We start from the raw sequence: 25,473 nt of genomic DNA on the forward strand, positions 1-25,473 counted from the left end.
AATGAAAAAAATAAATTATGCATTTCTAGGGCTTATTTTCATCCCGTTACTTTCTTGTAGTGACTCTCCGGATGGAAATGACGAAAAACCCGTTGTAGAAAACATTACTTCCAAACCAGCTGTGGAAGGCATCAGAATTGCTTGGGATTACAACTCTTTAATTCTGGTTTCGGATAAAAACAGCACAGATTACAATGGATACGCCAGATTAGTACAGCTAAATGACAAGAAATTAATGTGTACTTATGAATCCGGCGGAGCGATTTTAGTGAAAACAAGTTCTGATTTTGGCGGTACTTGGAGCGCACCCATTACAGTAGTTTCCGGAAATGCTTCGGTGAATATGACCACGCCGGATATTTTACAATTAAAGGATAATTCTATTTTGATTTGTTACAATCCAAGACCAATTGCAGGGAACGGTACTGTGAAATTTTCTATCAATACGATTAAAAGTTATGACGGAGGTTTGACTTGGAAGGAAAATCGACTCGTATATGAAGCCAGTTCTGATTTTGAAAATGGCTGTTGGGAACCTTCAGCGTTACAAATTCCGAGTGGAGAAATTCAATTGTTTTTTTCCAATGAAAATGTGTACCGCAATTCTAATGAGCAAAATATTTCCCTGATCCGTTCATCAGATAATGGATTAGCATGGTCAACAATACCAGAAATTGTGAGTTTCAGAGCCGGAAAAAGAGATGGAATGCCCTCTCCAATTCTACTAAAAAATCAAACTGAAATTGTTTTTTCTATTGAAGATAATGGCATTGAGAATCAATTTAAACCGTATATCATTCGGAATTCAATTACAGAAAACTGGAAGCAACCAGTCGATGCAAATAGCAATAATAGAAATTATGCTTTGGAAGAAGTCTTGAGTAACCCCGTTTATGCAGGCGCTCCGTATCTGTCCCAAATTAGCACTGGAGAAGTTTTGATGTCCTACCAAGGAACTGAAAACAGAACAACAAACGATATTAATAATGCCGATATGAAAGTGGTTATTGGAACTAATGACGCTAAAAATTTCAACAGAAAATCTACTCCTTTTATACTTTCCATCAGAAAATCGGCTTTATGGAACAGTATTGCTGTTTTAGATGACGATACCGTTATAGCTTTAACCACTACGAATCAATTTTCAAATTCATCCCAAATTTGGATGATAAAAGGACGTGTTTTACCCGAAATTAATGCCACAAAAGAAACAGCCGTAATTGACGGGCTAAACAATGAAGTGGTTTGGCAAAAAGAAAGTCCAGTTTTCATTGGTCAAAAAAGCAGCACTCAATTAGAAGCCAATTTTACGTACGACACCGAATTTTTATATGCTTTTGCACAAGTGAAAGACAGCCAAATTGTAAGTACAGATGCCTTAACCGGAAGTGATGGTTTGAATTTGTATTTAGACCCTAAAAATAAAAGTTTAATTGGCCCGGGAAATTCCATTTTTAAACTGGAATTAGGGCAATCCAATCTGTTTTCGATATATGAGGGAGAAAACAGCAAATGGAAAAAATTAGAGAGTCCGCAAGGAATTGAAGCAACGACGGTTAAAACTTCAAACGGTTATCGAATAGAAGTCAAAATGCCGTGGGCCGTATTAGGCGGAATATCTGCAAAAAAAACCAGAATAGGCTACAACATAGAACTTAGAGAAAAAGGAACAAGTAATTATACTGAAAATATTGCGACCAATAATAGTGACAAACCGTATTCTTGGTCCACTTTAAAATTGGGAAATTAATAAAAATAGGTAAAAAATAGGGACGGTTTTAAAAGTTTAAAACGTCACGAAAGGCAGGTTAGTTGAGTTAGGTTTGTTTAATTACCGGGCTGTTTTTAAATAGTCTGGTAATTTCTTAGTAACAGAAATAGAAAAATAGCACGTCAATTTTAATGAGGTGCGCCAAAATAAATTAGATACCAATGAAAAAAAATGCAACAGTACTTCTCTTTTTATGCTTAGGATTATCATTATCTGCGCAATGGAAACCGGCTGGAGAAAAAATAAAAACAGAATGGGCGAATAAAGTAAATCCAAAACAGGTACTTCCTGAATATCCCCGTCCGATAATGGAACGCAAGGAATGGAAAAACCTAAACGGATTATGGAACTACGCTATTCAAGAAGTTGGGAAATCAGCTCCTGCAAAATATGACGGCCAAATTTTAGTGCCATTTGCAGTAGAATCCAGTTTATCTGGTGTGATGAAAGAAGTGGGTGCTAAAAATGAACTTTGGTACAACACCACTTTCAATTTAGAATCCAATTGGAAGGGCCAGAATATTTTGTTGCATTTTGGCGCAGTCGATTGGAAAACCGAAGTGTGGTTGAATGGCGTTAAAATTGGTTCACATACTGGTGGATATACTCCATTTTCTTTTGATATAACACCTTTTATAACCGGAAAAACACAACAGTTAACAGTAAAAGTTTGGGATCCTTCCAATGAAGGACCACAACCAAGAGGAAAACAAGTTAAAAACCCGGAAGGAATCTGGTACACGCCAGTTACGGGAATTTGGCAGACAGTTTGGATCGAACCTGTATATAAAAAGAATATTACAACTATCAAAACCACACCAGATATTGATCAGAATGTAATTAATATAAAACCCGAAGTTCCCGGAGCAAGTTATGGCGATGTAATCGAAGTGATTGTTTATGATGATTCAAAAACAATTGCAAGCGGGAAAGCTTCCGTTGGAGAAAACTTAGAAATTGTTTTAAATAATCCAAAATTATGGTCTCCAGAATCTCCTTTTTTATACAAAACCAATGTAAAATTAATCAGCAATGGAAAAGTTGTCGATCAGGTAAAAAGTTATTTTGCAATGCGAAAAATTGGCTCTAAAAGAGATGCAAATGGTGTGCTTAGAATGCAATTAAACAACAAAGATTATTTTCAATTCGGGCCTTTAGATCAAGGTTGGTGGCCAGACGGATTGTACACTGCTCCTACCGATGAAGCTTTAAAATATGATATTGTTAAGACCAAAGAATTAGGTTTTAATATGATTCGCAAGCATGTCAAAGTAGAACCGGAACGTTGGTATACGCATTGTGATGAGCTTGGGATTTTGGTATGGCAAGATATGCCAAGTGGTGACGAGCAGCCTTTATGGCAAAATAAAAAATATTTTGAAGGTACTGAATTGCAAAGAACTCCTAAATCGGAAGTAATTTATAAAAAAGAATGGAAAGAGATCATGGACCATTTGTATTCGTATCCAAGTATTGTCGTTTGGGTGCCTTTTAATGAGGCTTGGGGACAATTTAAAACGGTCGAAATTACCGAGTGGACCAAGAATCACGATCCAAGTCGATTAGTTAATTCATCCAGCGGAGGAAATCATTTTCAGACGGGAGACATATTGGATTTACACAATTATCCCGGCCCTGAATTGTATCTTTATGATGCCCGAAGAATTACCGTTCTGGGTGAATATGGCGGAATAGGATTGCCTCTGGAAGACCATTTGTGGAGAGCAAACGACAATTGGGGTTATATCAAGTTCAAAAACGCTACAGAAGTAACCAATGAATATATCAAGTATGCCAAGGAGTTGAAAAAATTAGTCAAAACTGGATTTTCTGCTGCAGTCTATACGCAAACAACTGACGTAGAAGGAGAAGTAAATGGATTTATGACCTACGACAGAAAAGTGGATAAAATGGATTTCGAAAAAGTAAGCGCTATCAACAAAGAAGTTATCGATGCTCTAAATCATCAATCGAACTAAAAGCTATTGAAATGAAAAAATATTTAATACTGATTGTATACATTATTGCCTCGGGCTGTAATTCAGAAGCCTATTCGCAACAAGAAACCTTTACAAACCCTATTTTGCCATCTGGTGCAGATCCTTACAGCACGTATTATAATGGCTATTATTATTACACCCATACGTTGCAAAATAAGTTGGTTTTATGGAAAACAAAAAGTCTAGCTGATTTAAAAAATGCGGAGAGCAAAACCATTTGGACAGCACCAAAAAACACGGACTATTCCGCAGATATTTGGGCACCGGAATTTCATATTATCAATGGCAAATGGTACGTCTATTTTGCTGCAGACAATGGAGATAATGCGACTCATAGAATGTACGTTTTAGAAAATAAATCGGATGATCCTTTTAAAGGCACATGGGAATTCAAAGGAAAAATAGCCGCAAAAACTGATAAATGGGCCATTGACGGAAATGTATTCAACTATAAAAACAGTCTTTACATGATTTGGGCCGGATGGGAAGGCGACACTAACGGACAGCAGAATATCTATATCGCAAAAATGAAAAATCCTTGTGAAATAGAAGGCGATCGGGTTTTAATTTCGTTACCAACATTTGATTGGGAAACACACGGTGCTTTAAACGACCCGAATAATCCGCCTCAAGTGAATGTCAATGAAGGTCCGCAGTTTTTAATGCACGACGACAAGGTATTTATTGTGTATTCCGCCAGCGGCTGTTGGACTGATTTTTATGCTTTGGGCTTGTTGCATTTTCAAGGAAATGGAGATTTACGGGAAGCTTCTTCTTGGGTAAAAACAGAGAAACCATTATTCCAACAATCTGTAAAAAATCAGGTTTTTGCTCCTGGACACAATTCGTTTTTCAAATCTCCAAACGGAAAAGAAGACTGGATTTTGTACCATGCAAATTCTAATCCCGGAGAAGGCTGCGGAAATAAAAGAGCTCCAAGAATGCAAAAAATAAATTGGGATTCGAATGGATTTCCTGTGTTTGGAGAACCTGTTAGTGAAGGAACGAAATTAGAAATTCCCGCCGAATAGTTTTTTATTAAAACGATATAAATTTAAAACAATGAAAAAAATTCAGATTTACACAGTCCTTATTCTTGCTGTATTTCAGGTTTCCTGCAAAGAAAATAAAAACAATAATTCAACTCAAAAAGAAATGAATCAAGAAACGACTGCTGATTCAGCTCAAACTTTTTTAGAAACTAAAAATTTTGAAGCGGAGATAGACCACAAAAAAACAACTTTATATTGGATTGAAAACAAAGGTTTGAAAGCAGCTTTCACTAATTACGGGGGACGATTAGTAGGATTATGGGTAGCGGATAAAAACGGAAAGCTCACTGATGTTGTGGTTGGAATGAACAGCATTACCGGATTTCAAAAATCAACAGAACCTTATTTTGGAGCTACAATCGGCAGAGTTGGAAACCGAATTGCTAAAGGAAAATTTACTTTGGAAGGAAAAGAATACAATGTTCCTTTAAATAACGGAGAAAATGCACTGCATGGCGGAAAAAAAGGGTTCCAAGATGTGGTTTGGAATGCGGAAAAAATAGATAACCATACTTTAGTCTTAACCTATACTTCTCCCGATATGGAACAAGGGTTTCCAGGAAAACTAGAAATAAAAGTGACCTACTCCATTACGGCTGACAAAACTTTAAAAATGGAATACGAGGCCACCACTGATAAAACTACGGTTGTCAATTTGACCAATCATGCTTTTTTTAATTTAAACGGAGAAGGCAGTGGAAGCGTTTTGAATCATGAATTACAATTATTTGCCAATAAATACACGCCTGTAAATACTGGTTTAATTCCAACAGGAAAGTTAGAAGACGTTGCCCAAACTCCTTTCGATTTTCTTGAAAAGCATACTATTGGAGAACGCATTGAAATGACCAACGATCAATTAAAATTCGGGAAAGGATACGACCATAATTTTGTTCTTAACGGAACCATCAAAAAAGGGATGAATCATGCCGCAACCATTACCGGAGACCAATCAGGGATTTCTATGGATATTTATACTGCAGAGCCTGGGATTCAGTTTTACAGCGGAAACTTTATGCAAGGTAAAAACACGTTTAAGTCGGGAGCAAAAGATGATTTCAGAACGGCTTTCGCACTAGAAACACAACATTTTCCGGATGCACCTAATCAACCTAGTTTCCCATCGATTACGTTGAAACCAGGAAAAAAATACCAAACTGTTTCGTATTATCAATTTTCCATTCGTAAACAAGACGAATTCTAAAACAGCTCAAATGAAAAAAACATTTATAATTCTATTTTCGTTAACAATTTCAAAATAACAATAATTTTAAGAAAATGAACGATTTATTAATAAAAAATACCATTGCTTTCTTTGAAAAAAGTTTTGGAACTGAACCACAAAAAATTGTTCTTTCCCCGGGCAGAATCAATATTATAGGAGAGCACATTGATTACAACGATGGTTTTGTTTTGCCGGCAGCCATCGATAAAATTATTTGTTTTGCTTTTGAAAAAAACAATTCGGATACCGCTAAAATTGTGGCTATAGATTTGAATGATGAGTTCGAAGTTTATACAAACGAAGAACAAAATCAGACGGATAGTGTATGGACAAATTACCTGCGTGGTGTTTTGAATCAATTGAAAAGGAACGGTTATTCCGTGGAGGGTTTCAATTGTGTTTTCAGCAGTAATATTCCGGTTGGTTCCGGTTTGTCATCTTCGGCGGCTTTAGAATGTGGCTTTTTGTATGGTTTAAATGAACTGTTCAATTTTAAAATTAAACCCATTGATATTGCGCTTATGGGACAAAAAGCAGAACATTGGGTGGGAATCAATTGCGGAATTATGGACCAGTTTTCCAGTGTAATGGGTCTTGAAAACAAAGTCATAAAAATTGATTGCAGGACATTAGAATATGAATACCATAATGCTAATTTTAGTGATTACTCCTTAGTTTTATTCGATAGTAATGTCAAACATTCCTTGTTTAGCTCGGCTTACAATACCAGACGGAAAGAATGTGAAGAAGGAATATCGATAATTAGTGCTTATTTCCCGGAAATTAGTAGTTTTAGAGATTGTAAAGAAGAGGACGTTTGGAGTCTAAAAGATAAAATGTCTGCGAATGTTTTCAAAAGGAGCCTTTTTGTAGTGAAAGAAATGAATCGCGTGAAACTGGCTTGTGACGCTTTGGATGATGGAAACATTGAAGTTTTAGGACAGCTAATGTTCAGTACGCACGAAGGATTATCATTGGATTATGAAGTGAGTTGCGCCGAATTGGATTTTTTAGTACACACGGTGAAAGAGGACAGATCAGTGATAGGCTCTCGATTAATGGGCGGCGGTTTTGGTGGTTGTACCATTAATTTGATTAAAAAAGGACAAGAAGAGCGAATTAAACAGCAGCTTTCTACTCTTTATTTAGATAAATTTGGAATAGAATTAAAAATTTATGATGTTAAAATCGGAAATGGAACATCACTTTACACTGCTTAATAAATGAAAAATTTTGATATCAACGAAGATCCGCACAGACGTTATAATCCGTTAATCAACGAATGGGTGCTGGTTTCTCCACACCGTTCGAAACGTCCTTGGCAAGGACAAAATGAAACAATATCTCCGGATGCCTTGCCGGAATATGACCCGACTTGTTATTTGTGTCCAGGAAATGTTAGAGCGAATGGAATGGTCAATGCGGATTATGAAAGTTCTTTTGTTTTTGAAAATGATTTTGCCGCTTTAAAGCAAGACGAAATTGCTTTTGAAGAGAACAAGAAAGAGACTTTTTTTAAAGCTACACCCGAAAGAGGAATTTCTCGTGTGGTGTGCTTTTCGCCAAAACATAATTTGACATTGCCAGAAATGCCGGCCGAAGCGATTGAAAACATCATTCGTACCTGGCAAAAAGAATATATGGATTTGGGTAATGTGGCGTACATCAACCACGTTCAGATTTTTGAAAATAAAGGAAGTGTGATGGGGTGCAGCAATCCGCATCCGCACGGACAAATTTGGGCCCAATCTTCTTTGCCCACCGAAGTGGAAAAAACGCAAAAAAATCTAAAAACGTATTTTGATAAACACAACACAACACTTTTTCAGGATTACTTACAAGAAGAAATGAAACTGGACGAGCGCATTGTTGTTGAGAATGATCATTTCGTGGCATTAGTCCCTTTTTGGGCGATTTGGCCCTACGAAACTATGATTGTCAGCAAACGAAATGTGAGTAAAATAACTGATTTCACGGAAACCGAAGTGACGGATTTTGCAATTATTTTAAAACATTTGACAACCAAATACGATAACCTTTTTGAAACATCTTTTCCATATTCATCCGGAATTCATCAGTCGCCAACAGACGGAGAATTGCATCCGGAATGGCATTTTCACATGCATTTTTATCCACCGTTATTGCGGTCTGCAACCGTAAAGAAATTTATGGTAGGGTATGAAATGATGGGTGAATCGCAAAGGGACATCACGGCGGAGAAAAGTGCAGCCGTTTTAAGAGCGCAATCAAATGTACATTATAAAAATAGATAACCATTAACCAATAACTAAATACATTTAACCAATGCAAACTTTAGCAATCCAAGATTATATTGTCTTTTTCTTCTATTTCATCCTGATTGTCAGTTATGGAATATGGATTTACAGAAAGAAAAAGAAAGAAGAAACGAGCAGTAAAGATTATTTCTTAGCAGAAGGATCGCTTACTTGGTGGGCCATAGGCGCATCATTAATTGCCAGTAATATTAGTGCGGAGCAATTTATAGGAATGAGTGGAAGTGGTTTTAAAATGGGACTGGCGATTGCTACGTATGAATGGATGGCAGCTTTTACCTTGATTATCGTTGCTATTTTCTTTATTCCGGTATACTTGAAAAATAAAATTTTCACCATGCCGCAATACCTGAATCAAAGGTATAACAGTAATGTTGCTATGATTATGGCTGTTTTTTGGTTGTTGTTGTATGTCTTGGTCAATCTTACTTCTATATTGTATTTGGGCGCTTTGGCGATAAGCAGCATTTCTGGTCTGGATATTACTTTGTGTATGATTTTCTTAGCGTTTTTTGCGGTGATGATTACGCTGGGCGGAATGAAAGTGATTGGGTATACGGATGTGATTCAAGTTTTCTTTTTGATCTTGGGTGGATTGGTTACTACTTATTTAGCATTGAATTTAGTTGCCGAAGAATTTGGTTCTACGGGAGTTATAAATGGGTTCAATTTGATGACGACTCATGCAAACGACCATTTTCACATGATTTTTGAAAAAACGAATCCTAATTATATGGATTTACCAGGATTGTCAGTTTTGATAGGAGGAATGTTAATCATCAATTTAAATTATTGGGGATGTAACCAATACATTACACAACGTGCGTTGGGGGCGGATTTAAAAACGGCGAGAAATGGAATTTTGTTTGCTGCTTTCTTGAAATTGCTAATGCCTATAATTGTTGTTTTGCCCGGAATAGCTGCTTTTGTATTGTATCAGAACGGGCATTTTGGCGCTGAAATGTTGCAAGATGGTACAGTAAATCCTGATCGTGCGTATCCGGTTTTGTTAAATTTGCTTCCTGTGGGCCTAAAAGGACTTTCATTTGCTGCTTTGACTGCGGCGATTGTAGCGTCATTGGCCGGAAAAGCGAATAGTATCGCTACTATTTTTACGTTGGATATTTACAAAACCAAATTGAATGTGCATGCCGATGAAAAGACATTAGTTAATGTGGGGAAGAAAGCAATTGTAGCGGCGATGTTAATTGCAGTTGTAGTAGCGCCTTTTCTTGGAATTGATAAAAAAGGAGGATTTCAATACATTCAGGAATATACAGGTTTTGTAAGTCCGGGCGTTTTCGCTATGTTTATTTTAGGATTCTTTTGGAAAAAAACAACTTCTAACGCGGCTTTGTTTGCAACAATTGGTGGATTTATGTTTTCTATTCTGTTTAAATTCATGCCGGCTTTTGTAGATTTATCGTTCCTTCATTCTTCCGGTTTTTCAGTTCCAAATGGGAATGGTGTCTATGAAATTCCTTTTATTGATCGCATGGGATTTGTTTTCTTAATTTGTGTCATCGGGATGTACAGCATCAGTATGTATGAAACAGCGCGAGGCGTTAAAACTAATGGTCTGGAAATTGATCGTACCATGTTTAAAATGTCACCAGGTTTTACCGTAGGCATGTTGATTGTTCTTTCGATTATTGCAGCGTTTTACACTATTTTTTGGTAGATAATGTTTTAGATTCAAAAAAAGCGATGCGTTCAATTTCTATTGAATTCATCGCTTTTTTGTTGTTTAAAAAAGTGTATTGAGGATCATAAAAACGATTCAAATCCATTAGTTATGAATCCATAAAAACTTCAATTAATCTTAAATAAAAAAGACATCTAATAAAAACATAGAAAAAAGAGCCAGATAGCACAATTATTAGGTTGCTTCGCCAGTCCTTCTGTGGTATTGGGTCACATAGATTTGGTTTTCTCTAAAAAAAGTGACAGGCCTACCGGAATTATAAAATCGATATTTCTAGCCAGCACAGAGCGAAGTCGGAGTGAGGTTTAAAAATTAGACCTAATGGCTATAAGGACTTTTTTAATTTAGGACTGATTATTTCCCGAAGAAACGTTATATTTTTAGTTTAATTTTTCGTGTCCATTTTTTTATTAGATGAGACAAAACTTTAAAGATGTATTAACCCAAAAATATATAAGGCACAAAAAAAAGCCTTCGGAGTAACGAAAGCTTTTATAGTTGTTGAGGTTTTTTTAGTTGGTTACTAATGCTTCTTGTTTCCAAGTTTTTACGGAAGCAATTCTGCTGTCAGAATAGTCTACTTCGTTTAAATTATTGCCATTCCAAAAAAGCCATTTTCCAGTTTTTTCTCCATTTTCATAAATAGCAACAGATAGTTTATTACCATTTGTGTCGTACGCAGTCCAGATTCCTTCCAATTTTCCATTTTTAAAGAAGCCTTCTTGTTGTACTTTTCCATTTTCAAAGTAGTAAGTTGTTTTTACTAAATCACCTAGAGCTTCTAATTTTGGATTATTTTCTTGAGCGAATGCTATTCCTGAAAAAAGCAGTGCGGTTAATATTATATATTTTTTCATGGTTTTGGGTTTTAAAATTCATATTAGCTTAACAAATATATAAATTATTTTACAATAAAAAAACTTTTACTTAACAATTTAGTAACATTAGAATAAAATTTAACATTTTTACGAAGTGCCTTGCGTTACTCATTACTAAAATTTCGTATTTCTCAATTCATTATTCATAATTAGTCCTAAATTTGCAGCCATGTCCAAAGGGCAAAATAATCAAAAATTTAGAACATGTATAGAAGTCATAACTGTGGCGAGTTGAACGCCTCACACATTAACACCGAAGTTACACTTGCCGGTTGGGTGCAAAAATCACGTGATAAGGGATTTATGAACTGGGTTGATTTGCGCGACCGTTATGGAATTACGCAATTAATTTTTGACGAAGGTCGTTCGGATAAAACAGTTTTTGAAAGAGCTAAAACCCTTGGTCGTGAATTTGTGATTCAAGTAAAAGGTACTGTTATTGAGCGCGAAGCCAAAAATAATAATATCCCAACGGGAGCGATAGAAATTTTAGTAACGGAACTTACTATTTTGAATGCTTCTCTCACGCCTCCTTTTACTATTGAAGACGAAACGGATGGTGGCGAAGATATCCGAATGAAATACCGTTACCTTGATATCCGAAGAAATCCAGTGAAAAACAGTTTGATGTTTCGTCATAAAGTAGCGATGGAAGTGCGTAAATATCTTTCGGATTTGGATTTCTGTGAAGTAGAAACTCCTTATTTGATCAAGTCTACTCCAGAGGGAGCCAGAGATTTTGTGGTGCCTTCCAGAATGAATGAAGGGCAATTTTACGCATTGCCACAATCCCCGCAAACGTTCAAACAATTATTGATGGTGGGCGGAATGGATAAATATTTCCAAATCGTAAAATGTTTCCGAGATGAAGATTTGCGAGCAGACAGACAGCCGGAGTTTACACAAATTGATTGTGAAATGGCTTTTGTGGAACAAGAAGATATTTTGAATGTTTTCGAAGGACTGACCAGACATTTATTAAAAGAAATAAAAGGTATTGAAGTAGAAAAATTTCCAAGAATTACCTATGAATATGCTATGAAGACCTACGGAAATGACAAGCCGGACATTCGTTTCGGAATGGAGTTTGGGGAATTAAATGAAGTAGCACAACACAAAGAATTCCCAGTTTTTAATGCGGCGGAATTTGTGGTTGGAATTGCAGTTCCGGGAGTTGGGAGCTATACCCGCAAAGAAATTGATGGATTAATTGACTGGGTGAAGCGTCCTCAAGTGGGTGCATCCGGAATGGTGTATGTAAAATGCAATGAAGATGGAACCTATAAATCATCCGTTGACAAATTTTACGATCAAGACGATTTAGCACAGTGGGCAAAAATCACCGGAGCAAAACCCGGAGATATGATTTTTGTGCTTTCTGGTCCTACTGATAAAACGCGAACGCAGTTAAGTGCGTTGCGTATGGAACTCGCCACTCGTTTAGGATTGCGAAATCCAGCTGAATTTGCTCCGTTGTGGGTGGTTGATTTTCCTTTATTAGAGTTTGACGAGGAAAGTGGCCGTTACCATGCCATGCATCATCCTTTTACATCTCCTAAGCCGGAAGATATGCACTTACTGGAAACCGATCCAGGGAAAGTTCGTGCCAATGCGTATGATATGGTTTTGAATGGAAATGAAATTGGTGGTGGTTCAATACGTATCCATGATAAAGCAACACAGGAATTAATGTTCAAATATTTAGGCTTCACAGCGGAAGATGCAAAAGTGCAATTTGGATTCCTGATGGATGCATTTCAGTTTGGCGCACCGCCACACGGAGGATTGGCTTTTGGATTGGACCGTTTAGTAGCCATTCTTGGCGGACAGGAAACCATTAGAGACTTTATTGCCTTTCCAAAAAATAATTCGGGCAGGGATGTTATGATTGATGCTCCGTCTAAAATTGACGAATCACAGTTAAAAGAGCTGCATATAAAGTTAGCGTAATTGTAGTTTGTCGATAAAATTCGTTAGAAAACGTTGAATGTCAATATTTTTGCAAAATAAAAACACAACATCGTATTTCGTATTATATTAAATATTACATTTGCTCCATTATAAATTATTATTACTATTACAATGCGTACAGGTACAGTTAAATTTTTCAATGAATCTAAAGGTTACGGGTTCATTACAGACGAAGAAACAGGAAAAGACATTTTTGTTCATGCATCAGGAATCAACGCGGAAGAATTACGCGAAGGGGATAGAGTTAGCTATGAAGAAGAAGAAGGAAGAAAAGGAAAAGTTGCTGCGAAAGTAGCAGTGATCTAAGCATAAAAATTAATTTTTTTGCCTACGAATGTTTAAAACGTTCCGATATTTATCGGAACGTTTTTTTTTGCACCAAAGCGTAGTATTCAAAAAGACTACTGATATTTGACTTTGTTAAACCCTTGGGATGTTAAACACATCACAAGATAAATATTTTTTGTTATTTATAATTAATAAAAATTGTAAATTTACATCGATATAGTAGCCATGTATTTTTAAGTTTTCATTGCTATTTAATAATTTGAAGGGTATCTTTGTCATTTATATTTATTTAAAAAAACCACAACCATGCAATCCGATCAATTAAGTTATATCCCAATTTTAATGCAGTTAGTTTTAGCGGTGGGATTTGTTGTAGGCACCATAATAATTTCTGGTAAATTAGGGCCTAAAAGATCTTCAGAAGCGAAAGATAAAAACTTTGAATGCGGTGTTGAATCGGTAGGAAATGCCAGAATTCCATTTTCTGTTAAATATTTTCTAGTAGCCATATTGTTTGTTTTGTTTGATGTGGAGGTAATTTTTCTGTATCCCTGGGCAGTCAATTTCAAAGAATTAGGAATGGAAGGAATGGTAAAGATGGTGATTTTTATGTCTTTGCTTTTGATAGGGTTTTTCTATATCATCAAAAAGAAAGCGTTAGAGTGGGAATAAAAATTTATTTTTAAATGCTGAATTTTAAATTTTAAATGGTTTCATTATAATTTACAATTCAAAATTTGTAATTCAAAATAATAAAAGATGAGTGATTCTAAAATAAATATGGTAGCGCCACCCGAAGGAGTTGTAGGAGAAGGTTTCTTCGCTACAAAACTGAATGATGTTGTGGGTATGGCTCGTGCTAATTCATTATGGCCATTACCTTTTGCAACCTCTTGTTGCGGTATAGAGTTTATGGCAACAATGGCTTCGCATTATGATTTGGCTCGATTTGGCTCAGAGCGAGTGAGTTTCTCTCCGCGCCAGGCCGATATGTTAATGGTAATGGGAACGATTTCAAAAAAAATGGCCCCTATTTTGCGTCAGGTATATGAGCAAATGGCAGAGCCTCGTTGGGTAATAGCCGTTGGTGCTTGCGCTTCCTCTGGAGGGATTTTTGACACCTATTCTGTTTTGCAGGGAATTGATAAAGTGATACCGGTCGATGTCTATGTTCCGGGTTGTCCGCCAAGACCGGAGCAAATTGTTGACGGAGTTATGAAATTACAAGAGTTGGTTCGAACTGAATCCGTAAGAAGAAGAAGTTCCCCGGAATACCAAGAATTATTAGCTTCGTATAATATCAAATAAAAGAATGGCGCTAGAAACGATACAAATCCAAGAGAAATTAGTTGAGACATTTGATTCAGCTGTTTTTGAATTCAATCAAGAGAGAGATATATTTTCATTTGAAGTTACTGCGGACAAAATTACTGCGGTGATTCTTTTTTTAAAAAATGATCCCATATTGCGTTTTCATTTTTTAACTGATCTGTGTGGAATTCATTACCCAGATAATGATGTAGAACATCAATTTGCGGTAGTATATCATTTACACAATTGGTACGAAAACAAAAGAATTAAAATCAAAGTGTTTATCAATGGTGAAACCCCTGAAATAAAATCGATATCAAGTATTTTCCTAAGTTCAAACTGGATGGAAAGAGAAACGTATGATTTTTATGGGATAAATTTTATTGGTCATCCGCAATTGAAACGTATCTTGAATATGGACGAAATGATTTCTTTTCCAATGCGAAAGGAATTCCCAATGGAAGACAGCGGAAGAACGGATAAAGATGACCGTTTCTTTGGTAGAACAACCGACAATTATTAAAAAAAAAACAATTATAATTTTTCACATTAAATAAATGTCAGAACTATTATTATCCCCAGAGCATCGCTATGCTAAAAGAATTGCAGCCCAGTTAAATGAAGATGGAAGCGAGCTTTCTATATTGAATTTAGGGCCTACGCATCCTGCGACTCACGGTATTTTTCAAAATATCCTGTTGATGGATGGAGAGCGAATTCTGGAGGCGGAACCAACCATTGGTTACATCCACAGAGCTTTTGAAAAAATCGCTGAAAACAGACCTTTTTACCAAATCACTCCCCTCACGGACAGAATGAATTATTGTTCGTCGCCTATCAATAACATGGGTTGGTGGATGACATTAGAAAAATTATTAGATATTGAAGTTCCTAAAAGAGCACAATATTTAAGAGTTATAGTAATGGAGTTGGCGAGAATTACGGATCACATTATTTGTAATTCAATCCTTGGTGTCGATACCGGCGCCTATACCGGTTTTTTGTATGTTTTCCAATTTAGAGAAAAAGTATACGAAATATACGAAGAAATTTGCGGGGCTCGTTTGACTACCAATATGGGAAGAATTGGTGGTTTCGAAAGAGATTGGTCGCCAGAAGCCTTTAGAAAATTAGATGTTTTTTTAGCTGATTTTCCAGCCGCTTGGAAAGAATTTGAAAACTTATTCGAAAGAAATAGAATTTTTATTGACAGAACTGTAAATGTTGGCGCTATATCGGCTGAGCAAGCTATGGCATACGGATTTACCGGTCCTAACTTACGGGCTACCGGTGTTGATTACGATATTCGTGTTGCGCAACCCTATTCTTCTTACGAAGATTTTGATTTTATTGTTCCGGTGGGAAAATCAGGCGATACATATGATCGTTTCTGTGTTCGTAACGCTGAAGTTTGGGAAAGTTTGAGTATTATTCGTCAGGCATTGGAAAAAATGCCAGAAGGCAACGAGTTCCATGCGGATGTCCCGGATTATTACCTTCCGCCTAAAGAGGATGTGTACAACAATATGGAATCCTTGATTTACCATTTCAAAATTGTAATGGGTGAAGTTCCGGTTCCGGTTGCTGAGGTGTATCACCCGGTAGAAGGAGGTAATGGAGAACTTGGTTTTTACTTGGTTACTGATGGAAGTCGGACGCCGTACAGATTGCATTTTCGCAGACCTTGTTTTATCTATTACCAAGCCTATCCAGAAATGATAAAAGGAGCCTTGCTTTCAGATGCAATTGTTATTTTATCAAGTTTAAATGTTATTGCCGGAGAATTAGACGCTTAATGAAATTATAAAAGATGAATTATAAATTTTGAATAAAAGTTAAAAAACATTAAAAATTTAGCATTCAAAATTTGAAATAATAAAAAATGGAACGTACGTATCACAAACAAGAAATAAATATGACTGAAGTCTTGATGTCTCGCATCAATGAATTGATTAGTCATTATCCTGAAAACAAAAGAAAATCGGCGTTATTGCCTATTTTGCATGAAGTTCAAGACGCTCATGAGAATTGGTTGAGTATTGAATTAATGAATAAAGTGGCCGAAATCCTTTTGATTAAACCAATTGAAGTGTACGAAGTAGTGTCGTTTTATACGATGTACAACCAAAGACCAATTGGAAAATACATGTTCGAATTTTGCCAAACCTCTCCTTGTTGTTTGAACGGAGTCGAGGATTTAATGGATTACACTTGTGAAAAATTAGGTGTAAAAGTAGGTGAAACTACTCAAGATGGTCTTTTTGAAGTAAGAGGCGTGGAATGTTTAGGAGCTTGTGGTTACGCTCCAATGATGCAATTAGGAGACTTTTATAAAGAACATTTGACGGTGGCAAAAATCGACCAGTTAATTGAAGATTGCAAAAATGATACAATAGTTTTACACGATACATAATATGTCACAAAAAATATTATTAGATAAAATAAATATTCCGGGGATTAAAACTTACGAAGTGTACCGTCAGAATGGTGGATATGCTTCAGTAGAAAAAGCCATCAAAACATTAACGCCAGACGAGGTTGTCGAAGAAGTGAAAACTTCCGGATTGCGAGGTCGCGGTGGGGCAGGTTTTCCCGCAGGAATGAAGTGGAGTTTCATTGATAAAAAATCAGGAAAACCAAGGCATTTAGTTTGTAATGCAGATGAATCAGAACCAGGAACTTTTAAGGATCGTTATTTGATGGAATTTATTCCTCATTTGTTGATTGAAGGAATGATCACTTCCAGTTATGCTTTGGGTGCAAACCTATCCTACATCTACATTCGTGGAGAATATATGTGGGTTTATAAAATATTAGAAAGAGCCATTAACGAAGCAAAAGCCGCTGGATTTTTGGGTAAAAATATATTAGGTTCAGGCTATGATTTAGAACTATATGTTCATTGTGGTGCCGGAGCTTACATCTGTGGCGAAGAAACTGCATTGATAGAATCGTTGGAAGGAAAAAGAGGAAATCCTCGCATCAAGCCACCATTTCCTGCTATTTCAGGACTTTGGGCTAATCCAACGGTGGTGAATAACGTAGAGACGATCGCCGCGGTGCCGTGGATTGTTAATAATTCAGGTGCAGAATATGCCAAAATTGGTATTGGGCGTTCTACAGGGACCAAATTAATTTCGGCTTCAGGGCATATTAAAAATCCGGGTGTTTATGAAATTGAATTGGGTTTAAGTGTTTATGAATTCATGAATTCTGATGAATATTTAGGAGGAATGAGTTCTGACAGACCTTTAAAAGCATTTGTACCGGGAGGAAGTTCTGTTCCCGTTTTACCTGCTCATTTGATTTATAAAACTGCCGCCGGTGAAGATCGTTTAATGTCCTACGAATCGTTAAGTGACGGTGGATTTGCAACCGGTTCTATGTTAGGATCAGGTGGATTTATTGTGTATAATGATACTTCATGTATTGTACGTAATACTTGGAATTTCTCTCGTTTTTACCATCATGAAAGCTGTGGACAATGTTCCCCTTGTCGTGAAGGAACTGGCTGGATGGAAAAAGTATTGCACCGAATAGAAAATGGTCACGGTCGTGAAGAAGATATCGATTTGTTGTTGAGCATTCAAAGTAAAATTGAAGGCAACACGATTTGCCCATTGGGTGATGCGGCAGCTTGGCCAGTGGCAGCGGCGATTCGGCACTTTAGAGACGAGTTTGAATACCACATTCGTTTCCCGGAAAAAATAAAACATAGAGATCATTTTGTTGCGGAACCTTTTGAAAAAGTAAAGCATTTAGTTTCTAAAGAAATGATTTAAGAGTAAGGATTAACGTTTTTTGATTTCAGAATTAAGATACTCCGTAGGAGTTAAATATTGGTAGATAATGAAAGTAACCATAGACGGTCAAAGCATAGAAGTAGAACCAGGAACAACAATCCTGCAGGCAGCACGTATGATAGGTGGAGAGGTAGTTCCGCCAGCGATGTGCTATTATTCTAAACTAAAAGGAAGCGGCGGAAAATGCCGTTGTTGTTTAGTGGAAGTGGCAAAAGGAAGTGAAGCTGATCCAAGACCAATGCCAAAATTAATGGCATCTTGTGTAACGGGCTGTATGGACGGAATGGAAGTGAACAGTAAATCTTCGCCAAGAGTAACCGAAGCCAGAAAATCAGTAACGGAGTTTTTATTGATCAATCACCCATTAGATTGTCCGGTTTGTGACCAGGCAGGAGAATGTGATTTGCAAAATTTAAGCTTTGAGCACGGAAAGTCAGAAACGCGTTTTATCGAAGAAAAAAGAACATTTGAGCCCGAAAATATAGGACCAAATATTCAATTACACATGAACCGTTGTATTCTTTGTTACCGCTGTGTGATGGTGGCTGATCAATTGACAGACGATCGTGTGCACGGAGTAATGGATAGAGGAGATCATTCTAATATATCAACGTGTATCTCAAAAGCGGTTGACAATGAATTCTCTGGAAATATGATTGATGTTTGTCCGGTAGGCGCTTTAACAGATAAAACATTTAGATTTAAATCGAGAGTCTGGTTCAGCAAACCTTATAATGCACACAGAGATTGCCCAACTTGTTCTGGAAAAACTACCGTTTGGATGTTTGGTGACGAAATTCAACGCGTTACAGGAAGAAAAGATGAGTACCATGAAGTAGATGAATTTATTTGTAATGGGTGTCGTTTTGATCACAAAGATGTTGCGGATTGGATTATTGAAGGACCGAGAGCCTTCGAAAAAGATTCTGTGATCAATCAAAATAAATACAATAGAAAATTACAAAAAGTGGAAATCGCTACCGAAGAGAATATTCTTTTAGGAAGAGAGAAAGACCGCAAGAAAATAAGCATGGTAGAGTTTCCATTGACTGAAGAAGATATTACGAATCAAAAAAGCTTAGGTAATAATGGATAGTACACTTATCATTGATAAAAGCGTCATTATTGTAGTAGTTTTTGCTATAACAATGCTTATGGCGATGTATTCTACTTGGGCAGAACGTAAAGTTGCCGCATGGCTTCAAGATCGAGTTGGCCCAAACCGAGCGGGACCTATGGGATTGTTTCAACCACTCGCTGATGGTTTGAAATTGTTTTCGAAAGAAGAATTTGAACCCAATACGCCAAACCGGGTGTTGTTTTTTGCAGGTCCGGCCATTGCAATGAGTACGGCCTTAATGACTAGTGCTGTTATTCCTTGGGGCGATCGTTTTCATTTGTTTGGCAGGGATATTTTGCTGCAAGCAGCTGATATTGACATAGCATTATTATACTTTTTTGGAGTTGTTTCTGTAGGTGTTTATGGAATTATGATTGGAGGTTGGGCCTCAAACAATAAATTTTCATTGATTGGTGCGGTTCGTGCTGCCTCTCAAATGGTTTCTTATGAAGTGGCAATGGGGCTTTCAATTATCGCTCTATTGATGATGACCGGGACGTTGAGTTTGAGAGAAATTTCAGCACAGCAGTCTGGAATGAGTTGGAATGTTTTTTACCAACCTTTATCTTTTTTGATTTTCTTGGTGTGTGCTTTTGCGGAGACCAACAGAACGCCATTTGATTTGCCAGAATGTGAAACCGAATTAATTGGGGGGTATCATACGGAATATTCGTCGATGAAAATGGGTTTCTATTTGTTCTCTGAATATGCAAATATGTTTATTTCATCTACTATTTTGGCGGTTTTATTCTTTGGCGGCTATAATTATCCTGGGATGAGTTGGGTGGTTGAAAATTGGGGAATCAATATTGCCAATGTTATAGGTATTGGAGTTCTTTTTATAAAAATATGTGGATTCATTTTCTTTTATATGTGGGTACGATGGACTATTCCAAGATTTAGATACGATCAATTGATGCATTTGGGTTGGAGAATATTAATTCCACTGTCTATCATCAATATAGTGATTACGGGTATTGTAATTTTGAGAAGCGATATTGCGGCTTATTTAGGATTTTAATGTCTACTCTTAAAATAAAATTAATTAGCATTAAATTTAATACATAGATCTCAAAATCACTAGCCCTGATAGTAGCGGCATCCTTTTATTTTTTTCTTTAAAAAATAAAAGATACAGCGAATAGCAGGATTAAGCTTCAAATAAAATAAGTAGAAAGGATTAAAATTGAGTGTTCGATTGCTTCGTTCCTCGAAATGACTAAAAAATGAGTATAGAAAACATATCCTTATCGGGAAGGAAAAAAGTAGTCTCTAATAAAGAGATGACTTTTTGGGAAAGAATGTACCTGGTTGCGATTGTCAAAGGCTTGATAATTACGATTCAGCATTTGTTCACCAGAAAAGTAACGATTCAGTATCCGGAGCAAGTGCGTGAAATGAGTCCTGTGTATCGGGGGCAGCACATGTTGAAGCGAGATGAAGAAGGTCGTGAAAACTGTACAGCATGTGGTTTGTGTGCGTTGTCTTGTCCTGCAGAGGCCATCACGATGAAGGCTGAAGAACGCAGAGAGGATGAAAAACATTTGTATCGAGAAGAAAAATATGCATCGATATATGAAATCAATATGTTGCGTTGTATATTTTGTGGCTTGTGTGAAGAGGCTTGTCCTAAAGACGCCATTTACCTGACGACTTCTAAAGTATTGGTTCCTTCAAGTTATGAACGAGAAGATTTCATTTTTGGAAAAGACAGATTGGTCATGCCATTAGATATCGCAATGAAAAATGCTCAACTTAAAAACGCGAACTAAATGTCTACAATACTTATAATTTTTTGTGTATTGGCTGCTATCACATTAGCAACCGCCTTTTTGACAATTTTCAGCAAAAATCCGATTCACAGTGCTATTTATCTAGTGGTGTGTTTCTTTTCGATTGCGGGTCATTATCTATTATTGAATTCTCAATTTTTAGCCATAGTACATGTCATCGTGTATTCTGGAGCGATTATGATTTTGTTTTTGTTCACGATCATGTTGATGAATCTGAACGAAGAAAAAGAAGTCCACAAACCAAGAATAACAAGATTAGGAGCAATTGTTTCTTTTTGTTTGATATGTTTGATTTTGATTGCTATTTTTATCAACTCAAAACCTATTGTTGGCGAATATGTAACCACTGGCGAAGATTATCAATCTATAAAAGTACTGGGTAAAGTGTTGCTCAACGAATATATGGTGCCTTTTGAATTTGCCTCTATATTGCTTTTGGTCGCTATGATTGGTACTGTTTTATTGTCTAAAAAAGAAAAATTGCAAAAATAAAATGAACAATATTTTAAACCACATTGGTATTGAAAATTATATATTCCTAAGCGTGATACTTTTTTGTATTGGCGTTTTTGGGGTGTTGTACAGACGAAATGCCATAATCGTATTTATGTCAATTGAAATTATGCTGAATGCAGTAAACTTATTGTTTGTAGCATTTTCGACGTATCATCAAGATGCGCAAGGACAAGTTTTTGTGTTCTTCTCGATGGCTGTTGCTGCGGCAGAAGTTGCGGTAGGATTGGCAATTCTGGTTTCTATTTTTAGAAATTTAGGTTCAATTACCATCGATAATTTAAAAAACTTAAAAGGATAAATGGAAATGAATACCAATATAGCTTTAGTTTTAGTTCTTGCTCCTTTTTTAGGATTTTTAATTAATGTTTTCTTTGGCAAAAGCCTTGGAAAATCACTTTCTGGAATAATCGGAACACTTTCTGTTGTTGTCTCTTTTATTGCGACTGCTTATTTCTTCGGTGGAATTGCAGCGCAACCAGAAGGCATTCGAATTGCTCTTTTTGACTGGATCCAAATCAGTACTTTCAAAGTCGATTTTGGATTTCAATTGGACCAACTGTCCATTTTATGGTTGCTTTTTGTGACCGGAATTGGATCTTTGATTCATTTGTATTCTATCAGTTACATGCATGAGGATGAAAATATGCATACCTTTTTTGCGTATTTGAATCTGTTTATATTTTTCATGATTCTTTTAGTAATAGGAAGTAACTTATTAGTGATGTTCATCGGTTGGGAAGGCGTAGGTCTTTGTTCGTATTTGTTAATTGGTTTTTGGCATAAAAACCAAGAATTTAATGACGCTGCAAAGAAAGCATTCATCATGAACCGTATTGGGGATTTAGGGTTGTTAGTTGGAATTTTCATTCTGGGTAATTTATTCTCGACTTTAGATTACGCTACTTTAAAAACTGCTATTGCCGGTGCAACGGATCTTGATATGTATTGGCTTTCTGTTGCTGCTTTCGCGTTATTCATTGGTGCTTGTGGTAAATCAGCACAAATTCCATTGTATACGTGGTTACCGGACGCGATGGCGGGACCAACACCGGTTTCGGCACTGATACACGCGGCGACGATGGTAACAGCAGGGATTTTTATGATTACCAGATTGAATTTCTTATTTGATTTGACTCCGGATGTACAATCGATTATTGCTATTGTTGGAGCGGTTACTGCTCTGGTTGCTGCAACCATTGGACTGCTGCAAAATGATATTAAGAAAGTCTTGGCGTATTCTACTGTTTCTCAACTGGGATTAATGTTTTTGGCTTTGGGATTGGGCGCCTATGAAGTGGCTGTTTTCCATGTAATCACGCACGCTTTCTTTAAAGCTTGTTTGTTCTTGGGTTCCGGTTCTGTAATTCATGCTTTGCACGGTGAACAAGACATGCGCAAGATGGGTGGATTGAAAAAAGCAATGCCAATTACTTTTGCAACAATGCTTATTGCTTCATTAGCGATTTCAGGAGTTCCATTATTCTCCGGTTTTTTCTCTAAAGACGAAATATTATTAGTGGCTTTCCATAATAACATTCCGTTATGGATTGTGGCTTCGGTTGCCTCTATAATGACTGCTTTTTATATGTTCCGTTTAATGTTTTTAACGTTCTTCCAAGAATTCAGAGGAACAGCAGAACAAAAGCACCATTTGCACGAAAGTCCAGCTTTGATTACCATTCCTTTGATTGTTTTGGCAATATTGGCTACTATAGGTGGTATGATCAGTTTGCCTGGAAATAGTTGGTTGAATGAATATTTGACTCCTATTGTACCTAAATTAGCCACGGCAGAACACCATTTAGGAACTACTGAATACATCTTGATGGTTATTGCTGTTGTGGGTGGATTGGTTGGAATTGGTATTGCTTACGCTAAATACATCAAACAAAACGAGGTTCCTACAGAGGATGCAGCCATTACAGGATTTTCTAAAGTTCTTTACAATAAATATTATGTGGACGAATTTTATGATGCTATTTTTGTTAAACCAATTAACTTTTTGTCTCGTTTTTTCAGAGACACAATAGAAACGGGTGTAACAGCTTTTGTTTTTGGTATTGGAAAAGTAGCAAACGAAATAAGTTTTCAAGGAAAGAAAGTCCAAAACGGAAGTATCGGTCTTTATCTCTTTGCCTTTGTTTTAGGACTTTGTGCTATTGTTTCGTATTTGTTTTTAGCAGAATAACCGAATTTATACACAAGTTTTCATAATACTAAAATTATAATTTTAAAATAAATTTTCTTTTAAAAATCTGGTTCGAAGGATGTTTAAAAAACAATAAATAATTACAAATGAATGTATCTCTAATATTAATTATACTTTTGGTCGGCACGTTTGCAACGTATCTTGCAGGCGATAAGCTAGCTTCAAAAGTAGCTTTGTTCTTTGGGTTAGCTGCTGCAGGCGCTTCAATTGTATTATTAAATCACTATAATTTAGGTGAAAACATCAGTTTCATCAACCAGTGGATTACGCAACCTAATATTTCTTTCGCTCTAAAAGCAGATGGATTGTCAATGGCGATGCTTTTATTGACTACGGTTTTGATTCCAATAATTATATTCTCTTCTTTTGGAAATCAATACGAAAATTCAAAATCTTTTTATGCGTTAATCTTGTTCATGTCATTTGCAATGGCAGGAACATTCTTAGCATCAGACGGTTTGTTGTATTATGTTTTTTGGGAATTATCATTGATTCCAATTTACTTCATCGCTTTAATTTGGGGTAACGGAGACGTAGAAGAACGCAAAAAAGCAGTAGTTAAATTCTTTATCTACACCTTAGCAGGTTCTTTATTTATGTTAGTGGCTTTTGTTTATATGTATCAAAAAGCGGGAAGTCTTTTATTAGAAGATTTATACAAATTGAACCTAACAGCAACTGAACAATTGTGGATATTCTTAGCTTTCTTCTTGGCGTATGCCATTAAGATTCCATTAATTCCTTTTCATACTTGGCAGGCAAATGTGTATCAGAAAGCACCAACCGTTGGTACGATGCTTTTGTCAGGGATCATGCTAAAAATGGGATTGTATAGCGTTATTCGTTGGCAATTGCCTTTGACACCTCTGGCAGCTAAGGAATACATGTATATTTTCATCGGACTTGGACTTGCAGGGGTGATTTACGGGTCTATCGTTGCATTGAAACAAAAAGATTTGAAGAAATTATTAGCGTATTCTTCTTTGGCTCACGTTGGATTAATAGCAGCCGGAACGTACACGTTGACATTAGACGGATTGCGTGGTGCTGTTTTACAAATGATTGCACACGGATTTGTAGTTGTTGGGTTGTTTTATGTAGCTGAAATTATTTTTAGAAGATATGAAACTAGAGCAATTGCTGAAATGGGAGGCATTCGTTCACAGACACCAAAATTTACATCAATGTTTTTAATCTTGGTTTTAGCCTCTGTTGCTTTGCCAACTACTTTTAATTTCATTGGAGAATTCACCGTTTTATACAGTCTTTCACAAATCAACATTTGGTTTGCTATTTTAGGAGGAACAACCATAATATTAGGAGCGTATTATATGTTGAAAATGTTTCAACATGCCATGTTGGGCGAAACTAATTCAAAACCTTTTGCGGATGTAACGTTCAATGAAGGAATAACTTTGGTACTAATAATTGGTGTTTTATTCTTTTTTGGGATGTATCCAAAGCCAATTACTGATTTGATTACCCCAAGTCTGGAAGAAATTTTAACTCAAATAAACCGAATTAACTAAGTCAAATA

General features: G+C 36.4%; 23 protein-coding genes. 22 read left to right on the forward strand and 1 reads right to left on the reverse strand.

What is annotated here, in order from left to right; all coding sequences use genetic code 11:
- Window position 1: 1 nt before the first annotated feature.
- The 7 genes from EKL97_RS02060 (at window position 2) to EKL97_RS02090 (ending at window position 10,023) form a co-directional block, all read left to right on the forward strand.
- Entirely contained in the window at window positions 2–1,750 is a 1,749-nt protein-coding gene (locus tag EKL97_RS02060) for a sugar-binding protein (protein WP_126567953.1), read from the forward strand.
- A gap of 182 nt (window positions 1,751–1,932) precedes the next feature.
- Window positions 1,933–3,750: a glycoside hydrolase family 2 protein gene (locus tag EKL97_RS02065; RefSeq protein WP_126567955.1), complete on the forward strand. Its 1,818-nt coding sequence runs from the start codon at window positions 1,933–1,935 to the stop codon at window positions 3,748–3,750.
- A gap of 11 nt (window positions 3,751–3,761) precedes the next feature.
- Window positions 3,762–4,802, forward strand: coding sequence for a family 43 glycosylhydrolase (locus EKL97_RS02070; protein ID WP_126567957.1), 1,041 nt, complete (start codon window positions 3,762–3,764; stop codon window positions 4,800–4,802).
- Window positions 4,803–4,833: 31 nt separating this feature from the next.
- Window positions 4,834–6,027, forward strand: a complete 1,194-nt coding sequence (locus tag EKL97_RS02075; RefSeq protein ID WP_126567958.1) for an aldose epimerase family protein — start codon at window positions 4,834–4,836, stop codon at window positions 6,025–6,027.
- A gap of 74 nt (window positions 6,028–6,101) precedes the next feature.
- A complete protein-coding gene (gene galK, locus EKL97_RS02080; protein ID WP_126567960.1) occupies window positions 6,102–7,268 on the forward strand; it encodes a galactokinase in 1,167 nt (388 codons plus the stop codon).
- A gap of 3 nt (window positions 7,269–7,271) precedes the next feature.
- The gene (gene galT / locus EKL97_RS02085; protein WP_126567962.1) at window positions 7,272–8,321 is read left to right on the forward strand and encodes a galactose-1-phosphate uridylyltransferase; all 1,050 of its coding nucleotides are present in this window, start codon (window positions 7,272–7,274) and stop codon (window positions 8,319–8,321) included.
- 31 nt (window positions 8,322–8,352) lie between these two features.
- Window positions 8,353–10,023, forward strand: coding sequence for a sodium/sugar symporter (locus EKL97_RS02090; RefSeq protein ID WP_126458206.1), 1,671 nt, complete (start codon window positions 8,353–8,355; stop codon window positions 10,021–10,023).
- Window positions 10,024–10,559: 536 nt separating this feature from the next.
- Here the strand turns inward: EKL97_RS02090 and EKL97_RS02095 are convergent.
- A complete protein-coding gene (locus tag EKL97_RS02095) occupies window positions 10,560–10,904 on the reverse strand; it encodes a toxin-antitoxin system YwqK family antitoxin (RefSeq protein ID WP_126515162.1) in 345 nt (114 codons plus the stop codon).
- Between the two features lie 225 nt (window positions 10,905–11,129).
- Between EKL97_RS02095 and aspS the strand changes: the two genes are divergently transcribed.
- From aspS to EKL97_RS02170, 15 genes are all read left to right on the forward strand, one after another.
- On the forward strand, window positions 11,130–12,875 hold the full coding sequence (gene aspS / locus EKL97_RS02100; protein ID WP_126567963.1) for an aspartate--tRNA ligase: 1,746 nt from the start codon (window positions 11,130–11,132) through the stop codon (window positions 12,873–12,875).
- A gap of 132 nt (window positions 12,876–13,007) precedes the next feature.
- On the forward strand, window positions 13,008–13,202 hold the full coding sequence (locus EKL97_RS02105) for a cold-shock protein (RefSeq protein WP_007137066.1): 195 nt from the start codon (window positions 13,008–13,010) through the stop codon (window positions 13,200–13,202).
- A gap of 288 nt (window positions 13,203–13,490) precedes the next feature.
- Window positions 13,491–13,856 (forward strand): NADH-quinone oxidoreductase subunit A, encoded by a 366-nt coding sequence (locus EKL97_RS02110; protein ID WP_126458217.1) that lies wholly within the window; start codon window positions 13,491–13,493, stop codon window positions 13,854–13,856.
- Window positions 13,857–13,943: 87 nt separating this feature from the next.
- Complete coding sequence (locus EKL97_RS02115; RefSeq protein WP_113664545.1) at window positions 13,944–14,492, forward strand: NADH-quinone oxidoreductase subunit B; 549 nt, start codon at window positions 13,944–13,946, stop codon at window positions 14,490–14,492.
- 4 nt (window positions 14,493–14,496) lie between these two features.
- Window positions 14,497–15,018, forward strand: a complete 522-nt coding sequence (locus EKL97_RS02120) for an NADH-quinone oxidoreductase subunit C (RefSeq protein ID WP_126458220.1) — start codon at window positions 14,497–14,499, stop codon at window positions 15,016–15,018.
- Between the two features lie 34 nt (window positions 15,019–15,052).
- Complete coding sequence (locus EKL97_RS02125; protein WP_126453972.1) at window positions 15,053–16,291, forward strand: NADH-quinone oxidoreductase subunit D; 1,239 nt, start codon at window positions 15,053–15,055, stop codon at window positions 16,289–16,291.
- A gap of 86 nt (window positions 16,292–16,377) precedes the next feature.
- Window positions 16,378–16,908 (forward strand): complex I 24 kDa subunit family protein, encoded by a 531-nt coding sequence (locus tag EKL97_RS02130; protein WP_126515160.1) that lies wholly within the window; start codon window positions 16,378–16,380, stop codon window positions 16,906–16,908.
- Between the two features lies 1 nt (window position 16,909).
- On the forward strand, window positions 16,910–18,277 hold the full coding sequence (gene nuoF / locus EKL97_RS02135) for an NADH-quinone oxidoreductase subunit NuoF (protein WP_126553081.1): 1,368 nt from the start codon (window positions 16,910–16,912) through the stop codon (window positions 18,275–18,277).
- Window positions 18,278–18,344: 67 nt separating this feature from the next.
- The gene (locus EKL97_RS02140; RefSeq protein ID WP_126453964.1) at window positions 18,345–19,394 is read left to right on the forward strand and encodes a 2Fe-2S iron-sulfur cluster-binding protein; all 1,050 of its coding nucleotides are present in this window, start codon (window positions 18,345–18,347) and stop codon (window positions 19,392–19,394) included.
- Entirely contained in the window at window positions 19,387–20,439 is a 1,053-nt protein-coding gene (gene nuoH, locus EKL97_RS02145) for an NADH-quinone oxidoreductase subunit NuoH (protein WP_126453962.1), read from the forward strand. Before EKL97_RS02140 ends, nuoH begins: the two co-directional genes overlap by 8 nt.
- A gap of 205 nt (window positions 20,440–20,644) precedes the next feature.
- Window positions 20,645–21,190: a NuoI/complex I 23 kDa subunit family protein gene (locus EKL97_RS02150; protein ID WP_126458232.1), complete on the forward strand. Its 546-nt coding sequence runs from the start codon at window positions 20,645–20,647 to the stop codon at window positions 21,188–21,190.
- On the forward strand, window positions 21,191–21,703 hold the full coding sequence (locus EKL97_RS02155) for an NADH-quinone oxidoreductase subunit J (protein WP_126453958.1): 513 nt from the start codon (window positions 21,191–21,193) through the stop codon (window positions 21,701–21,703). It abuts the gene before it with no gap.
- A gap of 1 nt (window position 21,704) precedes the next feature.
- The gene (gene nuoK / locus EKL97_RS02160) at window positions 21,705–22,025 is read left to right on the forward strand and encodes an NADH-quinone oxidoreductase subunit NuoK (RefSeq protein ID WP_066079401.1); all 321 of its coding nucleotides are present in this window, start codon (window positions 21,705–21,707) and stop codon (window positions 22,023–22,025) included.
- 6 nt (window positions 22,026–22,031) lie between these two features.
- Window positions 22,032–23,915 (forward strand): NADH-quinone oxidoreductase subunit L, encoded by a 1,884-nt coding sequence (gene nuoL / locus EKL97_RS02165; protein WP_126564497.1) that lies wholly within the window; start codon window positions 22,032–22,034, stop codon window positions 23,913–23,915.
- Between the two features lie 107 nt (window positions 23,916–24,022).
- Complete coding sequence (locus EKL97_RS02170) at window positions 24,023–25,465, forward strand: NuoM family protein (protein ID WP_126458238.1); 1,443 nt, start codon at window positions 24,023–24,025, stop codon at window positions 25,463–25,465.
- Window positions 25,466–25,473 lie beyond the last annotated feature (8 nt).

The organism is Flavobacterium sp. LS1P28 (assembly GCF_003970335.1).
In the GTDB taxonomy this organism is placed as follows: Bacteria; Bacteroidota; Bacteroidia; order Flavobacteriales; family Flavobacteriaceae; genus Flavobacterium.